This window comes from Saccharopolyspora elongata (assembly GCF_004348985.1).
Classification (GTDB): domain Bacteria; phylum Actinomycetota; class Actinomycetes; order Mycobacteriales; family Pseudonocardiaceae; genus Saccharopolyspora; species Saccharopolyspora elongata.
Map to the genome: position 1 here is coordinate 94,530 of NZ_SMKW01000029.1, position 20,384 is coordinate 114,913.

General features: G+C 69.2%; 22 protein-coding genes and 1 pseudogene. 12 read left to right on the top strand and 11 right to left on the bottom strand.

What is annotated here, in order from left to right:
- Window positions 1-41: 41 nt before the first annotated feature.
- The 4 genes from E1288_RS21985 to E1288_RS48095 all read right to left on the bottom strand — a co-directional run bounded on the left by E1288_RS21985 (window position 42) and on the right by E1288_RS48095 (window position 2,423).
- The gene (locus E1288_RS21985; protein WP_132487960.1) at window positions 42-488 is read right to left on the bottom strand and encodes a hypothetical protein; all 447 of its coding nucleotides are present in this window, start codon (window positions 486-488) and stop codon (window positions 42-44) included.
- A 77-nt stretch (window positions 489-565) separates the two neighbouring features.
- Window positions 566-1,114, bottom strand: a complete 549-nt coding sequence (locus E1288_RS21990) for a TetR/AcrR family transcriptional regulator (protein WP_132487962.1) — start codon at window positions 1,112-1,114, stop codon at window positions 566-568.
- Between the two features lie 107 nt (window positions 1,115-1,221).
- A complete protein-coding gene (locus E1288_RS21995; protein WP_207954484.1) occupies window positions 1,222-2,130 on the bottom strand; it encodes an RNA-guided endonuclease InsQ/TnpB family protein in 909 nt (302 codons plus the stop codon).
- Entirely contained in the window at window positions 2,127-2,423 is a 297-nt protein-coding gene (locus E1288_RS48095; protein ID WP_207954485.1) for a hypothetical protein, read from the bottom strand. Before E1288_RS48095 ends, E1288_RS21995 begins: the two co-directional genes overlap by 4 nt.
- A gap of 24 nt (window positions 2,424-2,447) precedes the next feature.
- Here E1288_RS48095 and tnpA point away from each other — a divergent pair.
- Both tnpA and E1288_RS22005 read left to right on the top strand, forming a co-directional pair.
- Window positions 2,448-2,866 (top strand): annotated as a pseudogene (gene tnpA / locus E1288_RS22000) (IS200/IS605 family transposase).
- A gap of 206 nt (window positions 2,867-3,072) precedes the next feature.
- Window positions 3,073-3,573, top strand: a complete 501-nt coding sequence (locus E1288_RS22005; protein ID WP_132487964.1) for a hypothetical protein — start codon at window positions 3,073-3,075, stop codon at window positions 3,571-3,573.
- Window positions 3,574-3,651: 78 nt separating this feature from the next.
- Here E1288_RS22005 and E1288_RS22010 read toward each other — a convergent pair whose 3' ends face one another.
- Window positions 3,652-4,674, bottom strand: coding sequence for a YncE family protein (locus E1288_RS22010; protein WP_132487966.1), 1,023 nt, complete (start codon window positions 4,672-4,674; stop codon window positions 3,652-3,654).
- 97 nt (window positions 4,675-4,771) lie between these two features.
- Window positions 4,772-5,683, bottom strand: coding sequence for a BMP family protein (locus E1288_RS22015; RefSeq protein WP_207954486.1), 912 nt, complete (start codon window positions 5,681-5,683; stop codon window positions 4,772-4,774).
- Window positions 5,684-6,006: 323 nt separating this feature from the next.
- On the opposite strand from E1288_RS22015, the gene E1288_RS22020 reads away from it, so the two are divergent.
- The 6 genes from E1288_RS22020 (at window position 6,007) to kynU (ending at window position 11,713) form a co-directional block, all read left to right on the top strand.
- Window positions 6,007-6,510, top strand: coding sequence for a nucleoside deaminase (locus E1288_RS22020; protein ID WP_132487968.1), 504 nt, complete (start codon window positions 6,007-6,009; stop codon window positions 6,508-6,510).
- 39 nt (window positions 6,511-6,549) lie between these two features.
- Entirely contained in the window at window positions 6,550-7,557 is a 1,008-nt protein-coding gene (locus E1288_RS22025; protein WP_132487970.1) for a helix-turn-helix transcriptional regulator, read from the top strand.
- Between the two features lie 141 nt (window positions 7,558-7,698).
- Window positions 7,699-8,967: a multidrug effflux MFS transporter gene (locus E1288_RS22030; RefSeq protein ID WP_132487972.1), complete on the top strand. Its 1,269-nt coding sequence runs from the start codon at window positions 7,699-7,701 to the stop codon at window positions 8,965-8,967.
- 216 nt (window positions 8,968-9,183) lie between these two features.
- Entirely contained in the window at window positions 9,184-10,038 is an 855-nt protein-coding gene (locus E1288_RS22035; RefSeq protein ID WP_132487974.1) for a tryptophan 2,3-dioxygenase, read from the top strand.
- 199 nt (window positions 10,039-10,237) lie between these two features.
- Window positions 10,238-10,444: a hypothetical protein gene (locus E1288_RS22040; protein ID WP_132487976.1), complete on the top strand. Its 207-nt coding sequence runs from the start codon at window positions 10,238-10,240 to the stop codon at window positions 10,442-10,444.
- Between the two features lie 27 nt (window positions 10,445-10,471).
- On the top strand, window positions 10,472-11,713 hold the full coding sequence (kynU, locus tag E1288_RS22045) for a kynureninase (protein ID WP_132487978.1): 1,242 nt from the start codon (window positions 10,472-10,474) through the stop codon (window positions 11,711-11,713).
- 119 nt (window positions 11,714-11,832) lie between these two features.
- Here the strand turns inward: kynU and E1288_RS22050 are convergent, their stop codons facing one another.
- The gene (locus E1288_RS22050) at window positions 11,833-13,458 is read right to left on the bottom strand and encodes an AMP-binding protein (protein WP_132487980.1); all 1,626 of its coding nucleotides are present in this window, start codon (window positions 13,456-13,458) and stop codon (window positions 11,833-11,835) included.
- 175 nt (window positions 13,459-13,633) lie between these two features.
- Here E1288_RS22050 and E1288_RS22055 point away from each other — a divergent pair, with 175 nt between their 5' ends.
- Window positions 13,634-14,461: an enoyl-CoA hydratase family protein gene (locus E1288_RS22055; protein ID WP_132487982.1), complete on the top strand. Its 828-nt coding sequence runs from the start codon at window positions 13,634-13,636 to the stop codon at window positions 14,459-14,461.
- A 227-nt stretch (window positions 14,462-14,688) separates the two neighbouring features.
- On the opposite strand, the gene E1288_RS22060 is transcribed toward E1288_RS22055, so the two are convergent.
- From E1288_RS22060 to E1288_RS22075, 4 genes are all read right to left on the bottom strand, one after another.
- Window positions 14,689-15,033, bottom strand: a complete 345-nt coding sequence (locus E1288_RS22060) for a hypothetical protein (RefSeq protein ID WP_132487984.1) — start codon at window positions 15,031-15,033, stop codon at window positions 14,689-14,691.
- Between the two features lie 149 nt (window positions 15,034-15,182).
- Complete coding sequence (locus tag E1288_RS22065) at window positions 15,183-15,383, bottom strand: DUF1737 domain-containing protein (protein WP_132487986.1); 201 nt, start codon at window positions 15,381-15,383, stop codon at window positions 15,183-15,185.
- 22 nt (window positions 15,384-15,405) lie between these two features.
- On the bottom strand, window positions 15,406-16,536 hold the full coding sequence (locus E1288_RS22070; RefSeq protein ID WP_132487988.1) for an acyl-CoA dehydrogenase family protein: 1,131 nt from the start codon (window positions 16,534-16,536) through the stop codon (window positions 15,406-15,408).
- Window positions 16,533-18,899: a bifunctional salicylyl-CoA 5-hydroxylase/oxidoreductase gene (locus E1288_RS22075; RefSeq protein ID WP_132487990.1), complete on the bottom strand. Its 2,367-nt coding sequence runs from the start codon at window positions 18,897-18,899 to the stop codon at window positions 16,533-16,535. The genes E1288_RS22070 and E1288_RS22075 overlap by 4 nt, the downstream gene beginning before the upstream one ends.
- Window positions 18,900-18,981: 82 nt before the next feature.
- On the opposite strand from E1288_RS22075, the gene E1288_RS22080 reads away from it, so the two are divergent.
- The 3 genes from E1288_RS22080 to E1288_RS22090 all read left to right on the top strand — a co-directional run.
- Window positions 18,982-19,737, top strand: coding sequence for an SDR family NAD(P)-dependent oxidoreductase (locus tag E1288_RS22080; RefSeq protein WP_132487992.1), 756 nt, complete (start codon window positions 18,982-18,984; stop codon window positions 19,735-19,737).
- Window positions 19,734-20,135 carry a RidA family protein gene (locus tag E1288_RS22085; protein WP_132487994.1) on the top strand — a complete coding sequence of 134 codons (402 nt, stop codon included), beginning with the start codon at window positions 19,734-19,736 and terminating at the stop codon, window positions 20,133-20,135. The genes E1288_RS22080 and E1288_RS22085 overlap by 4 nt, the downstream gene beginning before the upstream one ends.
- 50 nt (window positions 20,136-20,185) lie before the next feature.
- The coding region (locus E1288_RS22090; RefSeq protein WP_207954298.1) for a transposase domain-containing protein at window positions 20,186-20,384 on the top strand (199 nt) is incomplete at its 3' end.

The following is a 20,384-nucleotide window of genomic DNA, read 5'->3' on the forward strand; positions in this document are numbered from 1 at the left end:
GCCGGGAGTCGATTCACGCCCTCCGAAGCTGGTACTCCACCCTATTCCCAGCGGGCATCGAGATCGGCGCAGGAGATCGAGAGCGTGCCTCCTATGAACACGATCTCGTGACTGCACCCATGCTTCGCAGGCAGGATCTCGTCGAGAAGAACCGGCCCCAGATCGTCGACGCTCGCCCCTGGTGCAGCCAGATGAAGGTCCGACACCTGCGCATACCTGATCACGAGACCCGTGTCGTGCTTCCACTCGTTCGGGCCGAAGCGGACCTCAAAGCGCGTGTCGCCATCACCGGCCCAGGACGCACCGATCAGCTCGAGGTCCTTGATGCACCTAGGACCTCCGAAGCGGTAGTGATCGGGATCCGACGCGAAGGCGCGGGCCCCCTTCGGCAGGCCATCGACTAGCTTCGGCAGCTCCGCGACGTAGGCACTGGGATCGATCCAGAACCCTCCCTGCTCCGGATTCCACTCGACCTTGATGAGCTCCATTCAGCACCCTTTCGTACAGCGCGGCAACAGCCACTTGTCACCGAAGTGGATCACGGCTTCCTCGTCGTTCGCGGTGATCAGGCGAGCAGGTGGGCGGAGGCCAGGTGGAGGACTTCTGTTCGGGTTCGGGGGCCGTGGTCTGCCGCCAGCAGGTGCTTGGCTATTGCGAGGGAGAAGGCGATCAGGCTGCGGGCTTCGACGTCGCCTTCGTCGGTGCAGAACTTTCGGAACTGTTCGCGGGCGTAGTCCATGCGGCGGTTGTCGACTCGGCGGAGTCGTTCGGCGACCGCCGGGTCGTACCGGGCCCAGTCCCGGACCGCCAGGTCGATCGGGACCAGTTCGTCGGAGAAGGTGAGCATGCCCGCTCTGCGGACCTTGTCCCTCGCGTCTCCGCACTCGGTCTCCACCTGGTCGATCACCTCGTCGATGCTGCGCTGTTCCCAGGTGTTCAGCATCGCTTCGAGGAGCGCGCCGCGATCCTTGAAGTGCCAGTAGAAGCTGCCTCTGGTGGCGCCGAGCTCCTTCGCCAGCGGCTCGATCCGGACCGCGTCCGGTCCGCCGCCCGCGAGGGCCTTCAGACCAGCTTCGATCCACGTGCTCGGCGGGGTGCGAGTCGGTGGCGCCATTGACCTGCTCCTGTTCGGTCTCGCGTGCTCAGTCAATTGACTGCTCCCCCGCCTGAAGGCGGGGGATTCTTCGTCCCTCGTCTCCAGGCGTAGTGGGGATTCCTGGCTCAGGCAGCCTCCCGAGGCAGCGCCTCGGGAGGTCTTCCGCCCTCAACACCAGCCGGGTACAGCCCAGCCCGGACCAGCATCACACGCGCGGAGTTCTTGTCTCTCGGACAGACGTGTCCGCACGCGGTACAGGTATAGGTTCGTTCCGACAGCGGCAGCGCGTGCTTGGTTCTCGCCCCGCACTGTCCGCAGTCCATCGTCGTGTGCTTCGGATCGACAAGCACCACCAGCCGGCCGTGCTTGCGCCCCATCATGATCAGTTCGTTTTTCGTGGCCGAGATCGCAGCATCAGCCGCTTTCCTGGCCATCGTGGTCTTCGCGAGAAATTTCGGGCGGAAATCCTCCACCGCGATCGCATCGTGGTCAATCACCACGCGCATGGCCCATTTACGGGCCGTGTCCTGACGCTGGCGGGCGACCTTCGCGTGCGCTTTCGCGGCCTGGCGTTTGGCTTTGCGGTACCCCTTTGAAGCGGGTTTGCCCTTCGCCGGCCGACGCCGGGCCATCATCCGCTGGTAGCGGGCCAGCTTCACCGCCGCGCGCTTGCCGTGCTCGAGATGCGGAAGATCGTGGGCAACGGATGTGGTCGTAGCGGTCTCGGTCACACCCCAGTCGATGCCGATCACCTGACCGGTTTCGGGCAACGACTGCACCTCGGTCGCGACCACGAACGAGCAATACCAGTGCCCTTGGGCATCCTGGTACACACGCACCGACGACGGTGTGGAGGGAAGCTCGCGGGACCACACCACCGTGCACACGACGCCACCCGCCAGGTGCAGGCGGCCGTCCTTGATCCGGAACCCGCGCAGCGTGTAGTTCAAGCTAGGACGCGCCAGCGCCTTTTTCTTCAACTTCGGCATCCCCGCCCGCTGCCGCATCGGCAACCGGGCCTTGACGTCCTTCACGCCTTGGCACGGGACTTGGCGAAGTCACGGACGATCTGCTGCTGCGGAACCGAACCGCCGGCACTCAGCCAGTCGTGTTCCCTCCGCCATCCGGTCAGCAGTTTGTCCAGGTGCGCGGGACCGCATTCCTCGCCCGCACGGTGCGCCTGACGGGAGGTGACCACGCACTGGTTCCACACCCACCGGCACCGATCCCACTCGGCCAGCAGCACATGCCGGGAGGCCGGCGATAAGCGAAGCCGATAGGTGTACCGAGCGCGCCCGGCCTCCTCGGTCCTCACTGTTGCCGCCATGTGGATCACCGTAACATTTGGTTTATGGCTACCGACAGCGAGTTCCGTACAGGCAGACACGTAGTTTTCCTCATGCATGCCCACTTGGTTTTCGTCACGAAGTGCCGGCACCCCGTGTTCACCGACGCACACCTGACCCGCATAGAAGAAATCATGCGGGAGGTGTGCGGCGACTTCGAAACCGAGTTGGAAGAGTTCAACGGCGAAGCCAACCACGTGCACTACTGGTCAGCTTCCCACCCAAGGTCGCGGTGTCGAAACTGGTCAACTCCCTCAAGGGAGTATCCTCCCGGCTGTTGCACAAGGAGTACGAAGGCCTGCGGTTCGCTTACTGGAGAGGCGCCCGGTTGTGGTCGGGCTCGTACTTTGCCGGGTCGGTCGGCGGCGCACCGATTTCCATGGTGCACCAGTACATCGAACGGCACGCCCGTCCCGGCGTCTGAGTGTCGGCTCAAACGCAGAGTCGATTCCCTTCCTCCCTTCCCTAAAAAGCGGGGCACCCGCACTACGTTTCTCCGGTGAAGCATCGCCCCCGCGCCGGGGTTGACGCTGCCTTCCCGGCACCACTAGCGTCATCCATACAGTACTGAATGGATGGTGGAGACCGCGAAGGTCCACCACCGCTTCGACTTCCCGTGGAGGAGCAGCCATGGTTGAGCCCACGACGCAGACTTCGGCCGCAGTGCGCGAGATCGAGGTACCACCGGGAGCGCTCGCTCTCTGCACGCTGGCCCGGATCGACTACCAGAACGCCGTCATCGCCGAGTTCGACGGCGTGGCCGACCGGACCGCCGAGCAGTGGGCTCGCGCGACCCTCGAAGACCACCCGACGGCGATGCGGGAGGCCATGACGAACGGGTTCGGCGCGCTCGGCGTGCGGCTCGGCCCGATCCCGTCCGACGACCACGTGCTCGGCTGGCAGGTGCGGCAGCGCACCCCGGACCACGTGCTGCTCGGGGCGGGGTCCGCCATCGGACTGCTCCCCGAAATAGTCGTTCAGCGCGCGGATGGCGCCCTGGTGTTCGCCTACTTCAACCAGCAGGAGACGGACGAGGCGCGGACGCGCTGGGCCGCCGCCGAGCACACGCACGTGCCGGCGATGATTCGGCTCCTCCAGCACGCCGTGGACCGCTTCCACGCAGGCCGTTAGTCCTGGTGCGCGTAGTAGCAGCGGTGCTGGTCAGCACGGGCGAGTACGGCTCGGGCAACGCGCCCGGCCCGGTGAGCGTCAGGTGGCCGGCAGCAACACCGAGGAGTCCGGTTCGCGCCCGGTGCTGAAGCCGCCGACGATCGATCTGCTTTCCAGGTCCACGATGCTGACCTGATCGGCTTCTCCGAGCTGCGAGACGTAAGCCAACTCCACGCTCGGGTGGAACGACACCGCCGACGGCGTGCCCGGCAACTTCAGGGACCAGAGCCGCCGCAGGTCCGGGGTGAACGCGGTGAGGCTGTTGTCCGCGATATCTGTCACCAGCACGACACCGTCGGGGCGTGCGTACACGCGCAGCGGATCGCCTGGCACGGACACCGTCGTGCGCACGGTCATCCGCTGCGCGTCCAACGCCACCAACCTCTGACTGCGCCGGGCACCGACGTACAAAGTGCGTTCGTCGTGGCTGAGGCAGAGCCCCTCGGGGCGCTCGCCCGGCGTCATCACGACGGGTCGCGAGACCGGGTCGTACGGCCGGACCAGGCTGACCGTGTGCGAAAGCAGCCCCGTCACGTAGGCGCGTTCGCCGTCCTGGCTGATCGCGAACAGGTGCGTCTTGATGCCATCGGTCGGCACCGCCCGCGTCGGCTCCTGGTCGGTGGACGGATCGTCGAAGCCCAGCAACGTCGCCTTCGCCTCGCTCAGCGCGTACAGGCGGTCCCGCGCGTCCATGCCCACACCGTGAATCCGGTTGAACGGCCGGAGATCCACCGTTCGGATCAGCTTGCGCGCGGCCAGATCCAGCACGAAGACCGCGGCGCCGCCTTCCCCGGTGTCGGAGGACATCCGGACGCCGTAGTGACCGACGTAGCCCCATCGCCGTCCGGAGTCCGCCGCGAGTTCGTGCGGATACTGCGGCAGCGCGATCGAATCCTGCCGCCGCCCGGTGGAGGTTTCGTAGAAGCTCACGGCATGGCCGCTCTTCTCGACCACGGCGAACACATCGCCCCCGGGCGGCGCTGCTCGAATCGCGGAAGGAGCCACCGCGGCCACCGCCGCGGCGTTTCCGATTCCCTTGATCACCGCACGCCGGGTCACCATGCGCCGATCTTCACATCCGCGCGGAACTCCGGAACGGAAGCCGCCGAAAAATCACCGGGACGCCCGATGCGCGTGGGTGCGATCGGCCGAATCCGGCTTACGGATTCGGGAACTCCGGTCCGGTGTAGGTCGTTTTCACCTCCACCTCGCCGTCGACGATCTGCCGACCGAGCCGGTCCAGTTCGGCGCGCACGTGGTCGGGGACGTCGGGGGCGAGGGTGAGGCGGACGGCTTCGGGGGATTCCAGGCCGATCCGGACATTCTCGCCGCCGTGCAATCTGCCGTGGGCGAAGTCGCCGATGGCCCGGAAGACCGCTTCGCCCGAGTCGGCGACGGCGGAGCCGGCGAAAACCGCGGGGTCGTCGGCGGTGAAGTCGCGGACGTTGCCGAACTGGCGGCCCTTTCCGGTCGCCCTGATGGCCTCGGCGACACCGGGGCGTCCGGCGTTGAGCATGGTGAAGATGTAGTCCGCACCCGCGTCGAGTTCCGCGGTGGCGATGCGGCGGGCCAGGGGGATGTCGTCCTGGTCGCCGGAGAAGTTGGTCAGCACCCTTGCCGCGGGATTGGTGTGCGCGACGCCGTCGACGAAGGCCGCGCGGCCCTTCAGCCCTGGAACCGGGCGGATCCCCGACATGTGGCCGACCACGCCGGACTTCGTGAGCAGCCCGGCGGCAGCACCGGCGAGCCAGGCCGACTGCTCCTGCAGGACCTCGTAACTCGCCAGGTTGGGGCCGGTGACGTCGGACTGCGTGACCACGAACGTCGTCTGCGGGAACTCCGCGGCCACCACCTTCGCGGCGGCGTTGTTCTGCCCGCCCTGCGCCACGACCAGGTCGACCCCGCCGCGGGCCAGGTCCCGCATCGCCGCTTCCAGTTCGGGCTGCCGCGGCGCCACCCGGTCGACGACCGTGATCTGGGCGCCCAGCTGCTGCTCCGCCCGCTTCGCGCCGTTGTAGCCGGCTTCCATGAACCCGCCGTCGTGGGTCGGCCCGGCCAGCAGCAGCCCCACGCGAACCTCGGCGGGCCCTGATTCGGGAGCGTTGCGGTCAGAGACAGCAGGGGCGCCACACGCCCCCGCCGCGAAGATCCCCGCAGTAGCCACTGCACTCACGATCACCTTCGGAACAACCCGCATCTCATCCGCCTCTTCTAGATCACGAACGAGCAGGAAGGTATACCAACGAAAGCGATTCGAGAGGGCATGAACGAACCGTCCCAGCCTGCGAGATTGGCCTATCCGAAGTCGAAACCCGCGCGAAACAAATGCCGTTCCGCCATTGGTGGCCACATTCCCCGGAATGTTGGTATACCAAAATGTGCTAAGGTGGACCGATGCATGAAGCGGAGGGAACTCAGACCATCACGGCGGACGACCACGCGCATCTTCGGCGCTGCGTCGAACTCGCGCGCGAGGCGCTGGAGGCCGGGGACGAGCCGTTCGGTTCCGTGCTCGTCGACTCCCGGGGCGCGGTCCGCTTCGAGGACCGGAACCGGGTCAAGGACGGCGACGCCACCCGGCACCCGGAGTTCGAGATCGCGCGCTGGGCGGCCGAGCACCTCTCCCCCGCCGAGCGCCGCGAGAGCACCGTCTACACCTCCGGCGAGCACTGCCCGATGTGCAGCGCCGCCCACGCATGGGTCGGCCTCGGGCGCATCGTCTACGCGACGAGCACCGAGCAGCTGACCGCATGGCACCGCGAGTGGGGCATCGGGGCGGGCGAGGTCGCCGCGCTGCCGGTCAACGCGATCGCACCGAACGTCCCGGTGGCGGGGCCGGACCCGGAGCTGACCGACGAGGTCCGGCACCTGCACGCACGCCTGCACCGCATCAGCTGACAGCCGCCCCCAGGTAAGGGCGGACTAACCTGTGGGTTCGTGGCTCGGGTTCACCTGATCTCCGGCGCGGCCGGTTCCACCGCCTTGGACCGGACTTGCGCGGCGTACTACTCGTCGATCGCTCAGACCGACGAGAGCCGCGATGGCACCGTCCGGCATCGGCTTCGCCCTGAGGTCGGTGACGGCACGATCGAGGTGACGTCGTTGCGGAGCGGTTTCCACATCGTCCGCTACGACGTCGCGTTCACCGGCGGGCACCAGGTCGGGTACGCGTTCCCCGGCGACCACTTCGAGCTGGAGCACTGCGTCGACGGGCGCATGCGCGTCAGCGAAACCGACGCCGGCATCGGCGAGCTGCACGCCGGCTCGGTGGCGTTGAGCCCCCGGTGCGCCACCGGGGGCGCCGTCGCACACGGCGACGGCGAGCGATACCGGGCGGTGTCGATCACCGGGACCTGGAGCGGGCTGGAGTCCTACCTCGGCGGCGCGGACGCCCTACCGGCCACCGGGCCCGAAGAGGTCGCGCGCGAGAGGTATCTGGGCCGGTCCGCCGCTCTGCGCGCGGTGGCCGGACCGCTCGAGGAGATCTTCGTGCACCGGCGCTCGTCGCCGGGTCGCCTGTTGTTCCTGGAATCGCGGGTCGTGGCGGCGCTGGCCGCACTGATCGACGGGCTCGCGGTCACCCCGCCGCCCGCAGACTCCTGGGACTTCGTTCTGGACGACCACGAGGTGGCCGCGTTGCGCCGCGTTCCCGAGCTGCTCTGGCAGCGACGCGACGCGCCGCCGACGCTGGCCGATCTCGCCCGCGCGTCGTCGATGTCGGTCCGGCGTCTCACGACCGGATTCCGCGCGCTGTACGGGACATCGGTGATGGCGTACCACCGACGCCGCTGCCTCGACCGGGCCGCCGCTTTGCTCGTCGAGACCGACTGGCCCGTGGCCCGGATCGGGCACGAGGTCGGCTATTCCTCGCCCACCAACTTCGGCTACGCCTTCCGGCGCGACCGGGGCATCACCCCCGCGCGGTTCAGGCAGGCGCACTCCTGACGACCGAGGAAAGCACCGCGCTCCACATGCGCGGGCACCTCGCTCCACACCACGGCATCGCCCCGGCTCCAACGATGTGACGCGTAGCGGCCGCACCGGCCGTCACGTTTCCCCGTAGCAGACATCCTCCGTTGGAGACCGATGAACGCCAGCATCGAAGCCACTTCCCCGCGTGCAGGGGCGGGGCGGCTCATCATCGTCCTCGGTGGACTCTCGGCGGTATCGCCGTTCGCCACCGACATGTACGCGCCGGCCTTCCCCCAGATCGTCACCTCGTTCGCGACCTCGGGAGCGGCCGTCCAGCTCTCCCTGACGGCGTGCCTCGTCGGGCTCGCCGTCGGCCAGGTGGTGCTCGGCCCGGTCAGCGACGCGACCGGGCGGCGACGCCTGCTCCTGGCCGGTTCCGGCCTGTTCACCGCGTTGTCCCTGGTCTGCGCGTTCGCCCCGACCATCGTCGTGTTCGACGTCGCCCGGCTGCTGCAAGGGGTCGCAGGCAGTGCGGGGCTCGTCATCGGGCGGGCCGTCATCAGCGACCTGTTCACCGGCCCCGGCGCGGCCCGCAAGCTCTCGACGCTGAGCGTGATCGCGATGACCGCGCCGGTGCTGGCACCGCTCGCCGGTGGCCTCGTCCTCGGCGTCGGCTCGTGGCGCCTGGTGTTCGTGACGCTGGCCGCGACCGGCCTGGTGCTGATGACCGCCGTCTGGGCGTGGGTTCCCGAGTCGCTGCCCACCGAGCGGCGCCGGACCGGCGGACTGCGGCCCGCGCTCACCGCCATGGGCGGACTGCTCCGGCGGCGTGAGCTCGTCGGGCACCTCCTGGTCATGGGGTGCGGGCTGGCCGCCCTGTTCGCCTACATCACCGGCTCACCCTTCGTCTTCCAGCGCGTCTACGGCTTGTCCCCCACCGGTTACAGCCTCGTCTTCGCCACGAACGCCGTCGGCACCACAGTGGCCGGTGCGGTGTTCGGACGGCTGGCCGGGCGCGTGCGGCTCAACTCCCTGCTCGTCATCGGGGTGGTCGTCACGGTCGCCGCCTCGATCACGCTGGTCGCGCTGCTGGCCGTCGGCATCAGCACGTTCCCGGTCACCTGGGCCTGCCTGTTCGGCCTGGCCTCCGGGTTCGGCGTGGTGCTGCCCGCGTCGACGACCATCATCCTCGCGGTCGGCGGCGACGCCCCCGGAGCCGCTTCTGGCCTGCTCGGCGGCGCCCAGTTCGTGCTCGCCGCCGCGGCCGCGCCCCTGCCCGGCGTCCTGGGCAGCACTACCGCCATGTCGATGGCCGTCGTGGTGCTGGGCTTCGTCCTCGTCTCCGCGTCGGCGCTGATCACGCTCGCCCGGCCGTGGCAGGGCCATGGCGAACCACCCGAATTGTCCACTCTGGATCAAGCTTCGCCCGGCCCATCCCGATGACTCCCGGCACCTGAGATCGGCGGCGATTTCGCGCGAAATCGCCGCGCTGCGTCCCGCACGGCCACGCCCCGAACGCGCCATCCGAAACAGCGCCGGACGCTGTTCAGGGCACCTGTCGCCGACTCGAACGAGTATTGTCTGTTCGTGACGTTCGTATAGGATGCGACATGAACCGGCGTCGGCTCCGCCCGCTCGGGCGGGGCGTGAGGAGAACCGATGGTCGATGCGACGAACACCCGTCCCATCGAGGACGAGGTGGTCAGGGATTTCCGCACCGCCATGTCCTACGGCCAGTACCTGAACCTCGACCAGCTGCTCGGTGCCCAGCAGCCCGTCAGCGAACCCGAGCACCACGACGAGCTGCTGTTCATCATCCAGCACCAGGCGGCGGAGCTGTGGCTCAAGCTCGTGCTGCACGAGCTGCGGACGGCGTGCGAGCACCTGGCGGGCGACCGGTTGCAGCCCGCTCTCAAGGGACTAGCCAGGGTCAAGCACATCCAGCACACCCTCACCGAGCAGTGGTCGGTGCTGGCGACCCTGACCCCGACGGAGTTCGCGCAGTTCCGCGGATTCCTCGGCAGGTCATCGGGATTCCAGTCCTACCAGTACCGCGCCGTGGAGTTCATCCTCGGCAACAAGAACGCCGAGATGCTGGAGGTGTTCCGCCACGACGAGCGCGCCCACGCCCTGCTGTCCGGGCTGCTCGGGCGCCCCAGCATCTACGACGAGTTCCTCCGGCACCTCTCCCGCTGCGGGTACCCGATCCCCGCGCCGCTGCTGGAGCGCGACATCAGCCGCGCGCACACCTACGCGCCCGAGCTCGTGCCCGTCTTCCGGCAGATCTACGAGTCGGCCGAGGAGAACTGGGAAGCCTACGAGGCCTGCGAGGAACTCGTGGACCTGGAGGAGAACTTCCAGTTCTGGCGCTTCCGGCACCTCAAGACCGTGGAGCGCACGATCGGGTTCAAGCGGGGCACCGGCGGGTCCAGCGGGGTGCCCTTCCTCCGCGACGCCCTGGACCTGACCTTCTTCCCCGAGCTGTACGCGGTGCGCACCGAGATCACCCGGTAACCCACGGTGCCCAGCGGCGAAGAGGACTGGGTGATCGCCGATTCCGCCTGGTGGGGCCATCGCGATCCGGAGTTGCCGCAGGTCCGAGCCGTCGGAGCCTTCCTGACCGCGCCGGGCGGGTATCCCAGCGACCGGTCCTGGGCACCGCCCGGTAGTTTCCGGGAGGTGCGTTCGGTGTTCGACGCCCAAGCCGCCGTGGGTGAGCAGCACCGGTCCGGCGCTCGGGCCATCAAGGTCGTCCTGCATCCCGGTGCGGGGCCCACCCGACAACGTGCTGGCCGCGATGACCGATCTCGACAGTCCCGCGCCGCCCCGCTGGGTGCCGAGCGGTCTCGATCGCCGGCCGCCCCGGTTCGCCGGTTCCCTGTGCACGGCCCGGGTTCTCGACCTGTCGCCCACGACCTGACTCGACCACCAGCAGAGGAAGAACGCCATGCCCGACCGCACCGACCTCCTCGAGAAGGCGCATGCGCTGGACGAAGCCGACCCGCTGCGCGGCTTCCGGGAGCGGTTCCTGACCCCCGATGGCGCGGACGTCGTCGCCTACCTCGACGGCAACTCCCTGGGGCGCCCCGCCCGCGCGCTCCCCGAACGCATGGACCGGTTCATCCACCAGCAGTGGGGACAGCGCCTGATCCGGGGCTGGACCGACGAATGGCTCGACTGGCCGGTCGCGGTCGGCGACCGCCTCGGCAAGGCCGCGCTCGGCGCCGAGCCCGGACAGGTCGTCGTGGCCGACTCCACCACCGTCATGCTCTACAAGCTCGCCCGCGCCGCGGTCGCCGCCCGGCCCGGCCGCCGCGAAATCGTCCTAGACACCGACAACTTCCCCACCGACCGCTACGTCCTGGAAGGCATCGCCGCCGAACGCGACCTGGTCCTCAAGTGGATCGAGACCGACCCGGCGGCGGGCATCACCGACGAACAGGTCGCCGCGGCGGTGGGCCCGGACACCGCGCTGGTCGTGTTCAGCCACGTCGCATACCGCTCCGGCTACCTGGCCGACGCCGAAGCGATCACCCGCACCGCGCACCGGGCGGGCGCGCTGGTGCTGTGGGACCTCTGCCATTCGGCTGGCTCGGTACCCGTTGAGCTCGACGCGTGGGACGCCGACTTCGCCGTCGGCTGCACCTACAAGTACCTCAACGGTGGGCCCGGGTCTCCCGCCTTCGGCTATGTCAACAACCGTCACCACGGATCTACGCAGCAGCCGATCTGGGGCTGGATGGGACATCGCGAACCCTTCGAGATGGGCCCGGGTTACCGCCCCGCCGACGGCATCCGCGGGATGCTCAGCGGCACGCCCCCGATCCTGGCGATGCTCCCCCTGCTCGCCAGCCTGGACATGCTCGAAGAAGCGGGGATCGAGGCGGTCCGCACGAAGTCGTCGCTGCTGACCCAGTACGCCCTCGAACTGGCGGAGGCATGGCTGTTCGACCGGGGCGTCCAGCTCGCGTCACCGCGCGAACCCGAGCGCCGCGGCAGCCACATCACCGTGCGACGGGCCGACTTCCGGGAGATCACCGAGCAGCTCTGGGACCGCGGTGTCATCCCGGACTTCCGCGCGCCCGACGGGATCCGCATCGGACTCGCCCCGCTGAGCACCGGTTTCGTCGAAGTCCACAATGGCCTCTCCGCACTGCACCAGATCCTCGACGAACGCCTCGGCGCCTAGTTCCTGCCCTTGCACCCGGATCCGCAATTTCCATTGAAATCGAAGGTTCGATTTCAATGGAAATTGCGGAGGACGGAGTCCAGGTGGCGGCCGCGCAGAACTAGTCCGGAGACGGGCGGTCAGGCCCGGGCGCGCTCGCGGAGGACGAAGCGCTGGAGCTTGCCGTTGCTGGTGCGGGGCAGAGCTTCCAGGAACTCGATCGCCCTCGGGTACTTGTACGGCGCGATGCGCTGCTTGACGAAGTCCTGCAGCTCGGCGGCCTTGTCCGCGTCGCCCACCAGTCCGTCGCGCAGCACCACGTAGGCCTTGACGATCGAGCCGCGCTGCTCGTCCGGCGACGCCACCACCCCGGCTTCGACCACGTCGGGGTGCCCCAGCAGCGCCTCCTCCACTTCTGGGCCCGCGATGTTGTAGCCCGCGGAGATGATCATGTCGTCGTTGCGCGCCTGGTACCAGAAGTACCCGTCGCCGTCGCGGACGTAGGTGTCGCCGGTGATGTTCCAGCCGTGCTGGACGTACTGCTGCTGCCGGGCGTCGTTGAGGTAGCGGCAGCCGGTCGGCCCGCGCACCGCGAGGCGCCCCACCGAACCATCGGGCACGGGTTCGCCGTCGTCGTCGAGGACCGCCGCCTCGAACCCGGGCACCGCCTTGCCGGTGGCGCCCGGCCGGATGTCGTCGTCGGCGGCCGAGATGAAGATGTGCAGCAGCTCGGTTCCGCCGATGCCGTTGATGATCTTGATGCCGGTCCGGGCGTGGAACGCCTCCCACACCTCCTTGGGCAGGTGTTCCCCGGCCGACACGCAGCGCCGCAGCGTCGCCAGGTCCGCGCCCCGGTCCGCCGACAGCAGCGCTTTGTAGGCAGTCGGCGCGGTGAACAGCACCGTGACGCCGTGCTCGGCGATCGCCTCGCCCAGGTCGTCCGGGCCGGCCTTCTCCAGCAGCAGCGACGACGCCCCGACGCGCATCGGGAACACGACCAGGCCGCCCAGCCCGAAGGTGAAGCCCAGCGGCGGGGTTCCGGTGAACACGTCGTCGGCGTCGGGCTTGAGCACGTGCCTGGCGAAGGTGTCCGCATTGGCCAGCACGTCGCGGTGGAAGTGCATGGTGGCCTTGGGTTTTCCGGTCGTGCCGGAGGTGGGCGCGAGCAGCGCGACGTCGTCGGCGGCCGTCTGCACCGCGGTGAACTCGCCAGTCTTCGTCGCGCAGCGGCGGTCCAGGCTTCCGTCCGCGTCGACGCCGTACGTCGCGATCACGACCCCGGGGGTCGCGTCGCGGAGCTCGGCGGCGAAGCGGTGATCGCAGAGCGCCAGGGCAGGGCGGGTGAGTTCGATCAGCTGGCCGATCTCGCCGGAGCGCAGCAGCGGCATCGTGGTCACCGCGACGCAACCGGCTTTGAGGACGCCGAACCAGCTCGCCACCAGCCATGGGTTGTTCGGGCCGCGCAGCAGCACCCGATTGCCCGGCTGCAGGCCGAAATCCTCTGCGAGCACCTGCGCCACCTGGCCGGCGCGCCGCTGGAGTTCCCCGTAGGTCCAGCGCTCGGTCGGCGTGACCAGGCACGGTCGGTCCGGCCCCCACCGCGCCACCGCGTCGTCCAGCAGCACTTCGGCGCAGTTGAGGCGCTCCGGGTACGCCAGCTCGGGCAGCTCGAACCGGAACTGCGGCCACTGCTCGCGCGGCGGCAGGTTGTCCCGGCAGAACGTGTCGACGTGCCCGGACACCGATAACTGCGACGAGGGCTGCATCGGCAGCGCTCCCTCCAACGACGACAGGGGCCACGCGATTCGCCCCAAGTATTCACTTGATGTGACGACAGTCAATATCTCGCCATACTCCTCGTCAAACATGTCGCATTGATGACGGCAGTCAAATTTCAGTGATACGCTCCCGACATCCGGCACGCCCAGGGAGGACGCCCCCATGAGCCCGTTCCGCGGATCGGCCCCCATCACCGCCGAGTGGGAGCACTTCGGCTTCGAGCACGCCGACGGCGTCTCCACCGTCACCTTCGACCGGCCGGACAAGCTCAACGCGCTCACCTTCGAGGCGTACGCGGACCTGCGCGACCTGCTGACCGAGCTCCCGCAGCGCGGCGACACGCGGGCGCTCGTGCTGCGCGGCGAAGGGCGGGCGTTCTGCTCCGGAGGCGACGTCAACGAGATCATCGGCGAAACGCTGAAGATGGACGCCGACCGGCTGCTGGAGTTCACCAAGATGACCGGCGCGGTGATCAAGGCGATGCGGGAGTGCCCGATCCCGATCATCGTGGCGCTGCACGGCATGGCGGCCGGCGCGGGCTCCGTGATCGCCCTGGCGGCGGACTTCCGCATCGCGTCCCGCTCGGCGAAGTTCGCGTTCCTGTTCACCAAGGTCGGCCTCTCCGGCGCCGACATGGGCTCGGCCTACCTGCTGCCCCGCCTGGTCGGCCTCGGCCGCGCCACCCAGCTGCTGATGCTCGGCGACACCATCGACGCGGAGAAGGCCGAACGCTACGGCCTGGTGAGCGAACTCGTCGAGGACGACGAGCTGGACGAAGCGGTGGCCGCGCTGGCCCGACGCCTGGCCACCGGCCCGTTCCAGGGCTACGCCCAGACCAAAGAACTGCTCACCCGGGAACTCGACATGAGCCTCTCCGGAGCCCTGGAACTAGAAGCCGTAACCCAGGCCCTGCTGATGAAAACGGCGGACTACGCGGAGTTCCACGCCGCGTTCAACGCCAAGCGCCCCCCGGAGTGGCAGGGTCGCTGACGAGTCACGCCCCGGCCATGCGTGAAGGGCTATCACTCGCTGACACGAGCTATCACAGCAGCACGCAAGGTCCGGGCACTGCGTCAATGCTGGCGACGATCGATGAATGCCATAGCACGTTCAAATCAAGCAATGCCCTGAAAACTTCCGGGCTATGGCCACGAGGTTCGACAAGCGCGCCTATGTCTGCCACGGCACTGTCGATCCGTCTCCGGCTCAAGCCATGATCAGCCGGCTTCCAGGGCATCGGCCCGCCTCTCCAGGTCTGCCGCGACGTCGTCCCAGTCCGGCCCGTGAAGCCACAGGTTCTCGGCAGCCTCGCGCATCAGCGCCGGCTGGTCCGGCCGCTGCAACAACACCAGCCGATAGGCCAGATTCCGGACCCAGACCGGCAACTGGCCGTCAACCCCGTGTGGACTGAGCCCACGCAGCATGGCGAGGATCTCGTCCGCGTCCGCGAAGGTCAGCTCCTCGACGAAGTAGTGCTCCCGGTGTTCCTGGTCGCACTCCGGCGTGGGTCGGTACTCGTCTCCGTAGAGACACCGGGCGTGCTCCGTCAGGGTGCTGTGCATGTCCTGAAGCCTACGACGCCATGATCCGCCGGACAGGGCCTAAAACCGCGGTTGAAGACGGCCGACTACGCGGAGTTCCACGCCGCCTTCAACGCCGAGCGCCCCCGGTGTGGCAAGGCGGCTGACGGCCCCAGTCACGATCCGGAGCGCTAGTCGGCAGGCTCATCGCCGGCACCCGGCCACAGCAGTGCCTGGGCCACGATCACGCGTTCGCCGTTGAAGGTCACGGCAGGGCCTTCGTGCAAGCGGTAGCCGAGCGCGAGCGCCTCGCTGACCCGGCGGCAGAACGTCGCGTCATCGGGGCCGGTCAGGACTCGGTAGACCGGCAATCCATCCGGGGGTGCGCTCATGCGGTCATCATCTCAGCCGGGATCAGCGGTAGAGGTCGCGGGCGATGATGGTGCGTTGGACTTCCGAGGCTCCTTCGTAGATCCGGGGCGCTCGGACCTCTCGGTAGAGGTATTCGAGCAAATGTCCTTTGTGGAGCGCTCGCGCTCCGTGGATCTGGACCGCCGCGTCCACCACGTACTGGGCCGTCTCCGTCGCGAAGAGCTTCGCCATCGCCGAGCGTCCGGCCAGGTTCTGCTCGCCCGCGTCGTAGGCCGCTGCCGCCGAGTAGACCAGCAGGCGGGCCGCCTCGGTCCGGGTGGCCATCTCCGCCAGCGGGTGCGACACCGCCTGGAGGTCCTTGAGCGTTCCGCCGAAGGCACGGCGCGCTCCGGCGTGCTCGACCGCCGCGTCCAGGGCCGCTTGCGCCATGCCCACCGCGAAGGCGCCGACACTGGGGCGGAACAGGTCCAGCGTGCGCATCGCCACCCGGAAGCCCCGGTCCTGCTCCCCCAGCAGCTCCGCGCGGTGCACCCGGACCCCGTCGAAGGTCAGCCGGCCGAGCGGGTGCGGGCTGATCATGTCCAGATGCTCGCCGGACAGCCCCGGGCGGTCGGCGGGCACCACGAAGGCGCTCACACCCCTGGCCCCGGCACCGGCCGTCGTCCGGGCGAACACCGCGTAGAAGTCGGCTTCCGGCGCGTTGGAGATCCAGATCTTCTCCCCGGTCAGCCGCCAACCGTCGCCGTCCGGCTCGGCGGCCAGTTCCAGCGCGGCGGCGTCGGACCCGGCGTCCGGCTCGGTGAGCGCGAACGCCGCGACCGCGTCCCCGGCCGCGACCGCCGGGATCCAGCGCCGCACCTGCTCGTCCTGGCCGGACTGCAGCACCGGGTAGCTGCCCAGCCCTTGCAGCGCCAGCGCGGTCTCGGCCTCGGTGCACACACGTCCCAGCGACTCGCGCAGCAGGCAGAGGTCCAGCGAGGCCGCCTCCCGCGATCCCGCGCCGCCGGGGAAGAGCTTCGTCAGCAGGCCCTGCTCCCCCATCGCCTTGATCAGGTCCCGGTTGACCGAGCCGGGCGTGCCGGACTCGGCCACGGGCCGCAGCTGTTCCGCCGCGACCCGGCCCACCTGTTCGACGAACTCTCGCTGCTGCGCGGTGAGTGCGAAGGTACTCATTCCGTCCCTTCCTCGGCGGGGTTCCAGCGGGCATGAGCGGTGCCCCGGCCGCCGCTGCGGATCAGCTCCAGGCGGGGTTTCGGTCCGTCGGTGCGCCCGGTCTGCGGCTTGCGCCGACCGGCCCGGAACTGCTTCGGCCACGCCGCACCGGGGCCGTCGTAGTCCTGCTCGATCGCCGCATGCAGAGTCCATTGTGGATCGTAGAGGTGGGTCCGGCCGACCGCGCACAGATCGGCCCGGCCCGCCAGGAGCAGCGAGTTGACGTCGTCGTAGGAGGAGATCGCGCCGACCGCGATCACCGCGATGTCGTGCTCGCGCGCGACCTCGTTGCGGATCCGGTCGGCGAACGGCGTCTGGTAGCTCCGGCCGAACGCCGGGCGCTCGGCCTTGACCACCTGTCCGGTGGAGACGTCGATGCCCGCCGCGCCGTGCTCCGCGAACGCGCGCGCGACCCGCACCGCCTCGTCGGCGTCCACCCCGCCCTCGTGCCAATCGGTTGCCGAGATCCGCACCGTCATCGGCCGGTCGGCCGGCCACACCTCGCGGACCGCGTCGAAGACCTCCAGCGGGAACCGCAGCCTGCCCGCCAGGGATCCGCCGTACTCGTCGGTGCGCTGGTTGGCCAGCGGGGAGATGAAGGACGACAGCAGGTAGCCGTGGGCGCAGTGCAGTTCGAGCACGTCGAACCCGGCCCGTGCGGCGGCTTGCGCGGCGGCGACGAACTGCTGCTTGATGTCGGCGAGCTCGGCCGCGGTGAGCTCCCGCGGCGTCTGGTTCGCCGCCGAGTACGGCAGCGGCGAGGGGCCGACGACCTCCCAGTTCCCCTCGTCCAGCGGGTCGTCGATGCCGTCCCACATCAGCTTCGTCGATCCCTTGCGGCCCGAGTGCCCCAGCTGGACGCCGATCTTCGCGGCGGTGTTCCCGTGCACGAAATCCACCACCCTCCGCCAGGCCGCCTCCTGCTCCGGGGTGCACAGGCAGGCGCAGCCCGGCGTGATCCGCCCCTGCTCGGACACGCACACCATCTCGGTCATCACCAGCCCGGCCCCGCCGAGGGCCTTGCTGCCGAGGTGCACGAGGTGGAAGTCGTCCGGCACCCCGTCGACCGCGCTGTACATGTCCATCGGCGAGACGACCACCCGGTTGGGCAGCTCCAGCGGGCCGAGCCGCACCGGCTGGAACATCGGCGGCCGGACCTCGCCCGCGCCGGCGAACCAGGCGTCGATCCCGGCGACGAACTCCGGGTCGCGCAGCCGCAGGTTGTCGTAGGTGACGCGGCGGCTGCGGGTGAGCAGGTTGAAGGCGAACTGCTCGGGATCCTGGTGCACGTACTGGCCGATGTTCTCGAACCACTCCAGGCTGGCCTGCGCCGCACGCTGCGTGGAGGTCACCACCGCACGTCGCTCCGCCTCGTACGCCTCCAGCGCCGCGTCGATCGAGGGCTGCTCGTGCAGGCAGGCCACCAGCGCCAGCGCGTCCTCCATGGCCAGCTTCGTGCCGGAGCCGATGGAGAAGTGCGCGGTGTGCGCAGCATCGCCGAGCAGCACGACGTTGCCGCGCCGCCACGAGTCGCAGCGCACGGTCCGGAAGTTCAGCCACTTCGAGTTGTTGGCGAAGACCTCGTGACCGGCCAGGGCGTCGGCGAACAGCTCCTGGATCAGCTCGATGGACTTCTCGTCGCTGTCGCCGGGCCTGGTCGACGCCGAGGCGGCGAAGTCGGCGAATCCGGCGCGCTGCCAGACGTCCTCGTGCATCTCGACGATGAAGGTGCTGGCGTCGCGGCTGTAGGGGTAGCCGTGCAGCTGCATGATGCCGTGGGGCGTGTCCTGGACGACGAACTTGAACGCGTCGAAGACCAGGTCGGTGCCCAGCCAGATGTACTTGCAGCGCCCGGTTTCCACGCTGGGCCGGAAGGTCTCCGGGAACCGGGCGCGCACCGCCGAGTTCGCGCCGTCGGCCGCGACCACCAGGTCGTAGTCGGCGGACAGCCGCTCGACGTCCGGCGCCCCGGCCTGGAAGTGCAGCGCCACGCCCAGTTCGCGGCACCGCTCCTGAAGGATGCGCAGCAGCCGCTTGCGGCTCATCGCGGCGAAGCCGTGGCCGCCGGAGGTGGACGAGGCGCCCCGGTGGTGCACGTCGATGTCGTCCCACCTGGCGAATTCCCGTTGCATGGCGTGGAAGATCCCGGTGTCGGCGTGCTCGATGCCGCCGAGTGTCTCGTCGGAGAACACCACGCCGAATCCGAAGGTGTCGTCCGGCGCGTTGCGCTCCCACACGGCGATCTCGTGCTCCGGGCCGAGCTGCCGCAGCAGCGCGGAGAAGTACAAGCCGCCTGGACCGCCACCGATGACCGCGATGCGCACCGCGGGCTCCTTCCGTCGGTTCCGCTCCCGGCAGCGTATGCCGCATTGCGCACGACCGTCAATTTTACGTAATATCGCCTCCGTGACGACGAGAAACTGCCTGGTCACCGGCGCCGGTAGGGGCATCGGTCGCGCCATCGCCCAGCGACTTTCCGAATCCGGCAACCGCGTCGCGCTCACCGCGCGAAGCGCCGGGGAGCTCGCCGAGGCCGCCGCGCGGCTGCCCGGACCGGCGCTCGACCTGCCCGCCGACCTCGCCGACGCGCTGGCCCCGGACCGCGTTTTCGACGCGGTCGAACGCGAATGGGGACCGGTCGAGGTCCTGGTGCTCAACGCGGGCACCGCGACCTCGGCACCGCTGACCGCGACGACCGACGACGACTGGGAACGCGCGCTGCAGATCAACCTGACCGCGCCGTTCCGCTTCCTGCGCCGGGCGGTTCCGGCGATGGTCGAACGCGGCTTCGGCCGGATCGTGGTGATCGCGTCGATGGCCGCCAAGCGCGGCGACCCCTACGTCAGCGCCTACACCGCCAGCAAGCACGGCGTGCTCGGGCTGGTGCGCTCGGCCGCCGCGGAGCTGGCCAGGACGGGTGTCACGGTCAACGCCGTGTGCCCCGGCTTCGTCGACACGCCGATGACCGAACGCACCATCGACAACATCACCGCCAAGACCGGGCGGAGCGCGCAACAGGCCCGCAGCGCGCTGGAGGGCCGGCAGCCCATCGGCCGGCTGATCAGCCCGGACGAGGTCGCCGACGTCGTGGAGCTGTGCGTGCGCAACGCCGCGATCAACGGACAAGCGATCACTGTGGACGGAGGAGCGGTGCAATCATGACCATCGAACGGATCAACCCCGCGGAACTGGCCCGCCCGGCGGGTTTCTCGCACGCCGTGGTGGCCTCGGACTGCCGCCTGGTGTTCCTGGCCGGGCAGACCGCGCTCGACGCCGACGGCAAGATCGTCGGGGACGGCGTCGTCGCGCAGTTCCGGCAGGCGCTGGGCAACCTGCTCACCGCGCTGCGCGCCGCCGGGGGCCGCCCCGAGCAGGTGACCGAGCTGACCGTCTACATCGTGGACGTGGACGACTACCGCGCGCACGCCCGGGAAATCGGCGCGGTGTGGCGCGAACTCGCCGGACGGGACTACCCGGCGATGGCCGGGATCGGCGTCCAGCGCCTCTGGGACACCGAGGCGCTGGTCGAGATCAAGGGCACCGCCGCGATCCCCGTCTAAGCGCAATGCCGGTCGTTTAGGTTGTCGCGTGGCCGGTATCCTGCGTACTTGTGGATCTTGAGGCAGGTGCGGGCGCGGGTGTCAGCGTGGCCGATCGGGCCGCCGTCGGCGTGCTGACCCGAACGTTCCCTGTGGAATTGGTCGATCGAGTTATTGATCAGTACTGGCGTAGGGAACAGCGGACCCGCGCACTGCCCGCCCGGCTGATGTTCTACTTCACGCTGGTCTTGTGCCTGTTTCCGCACGAGT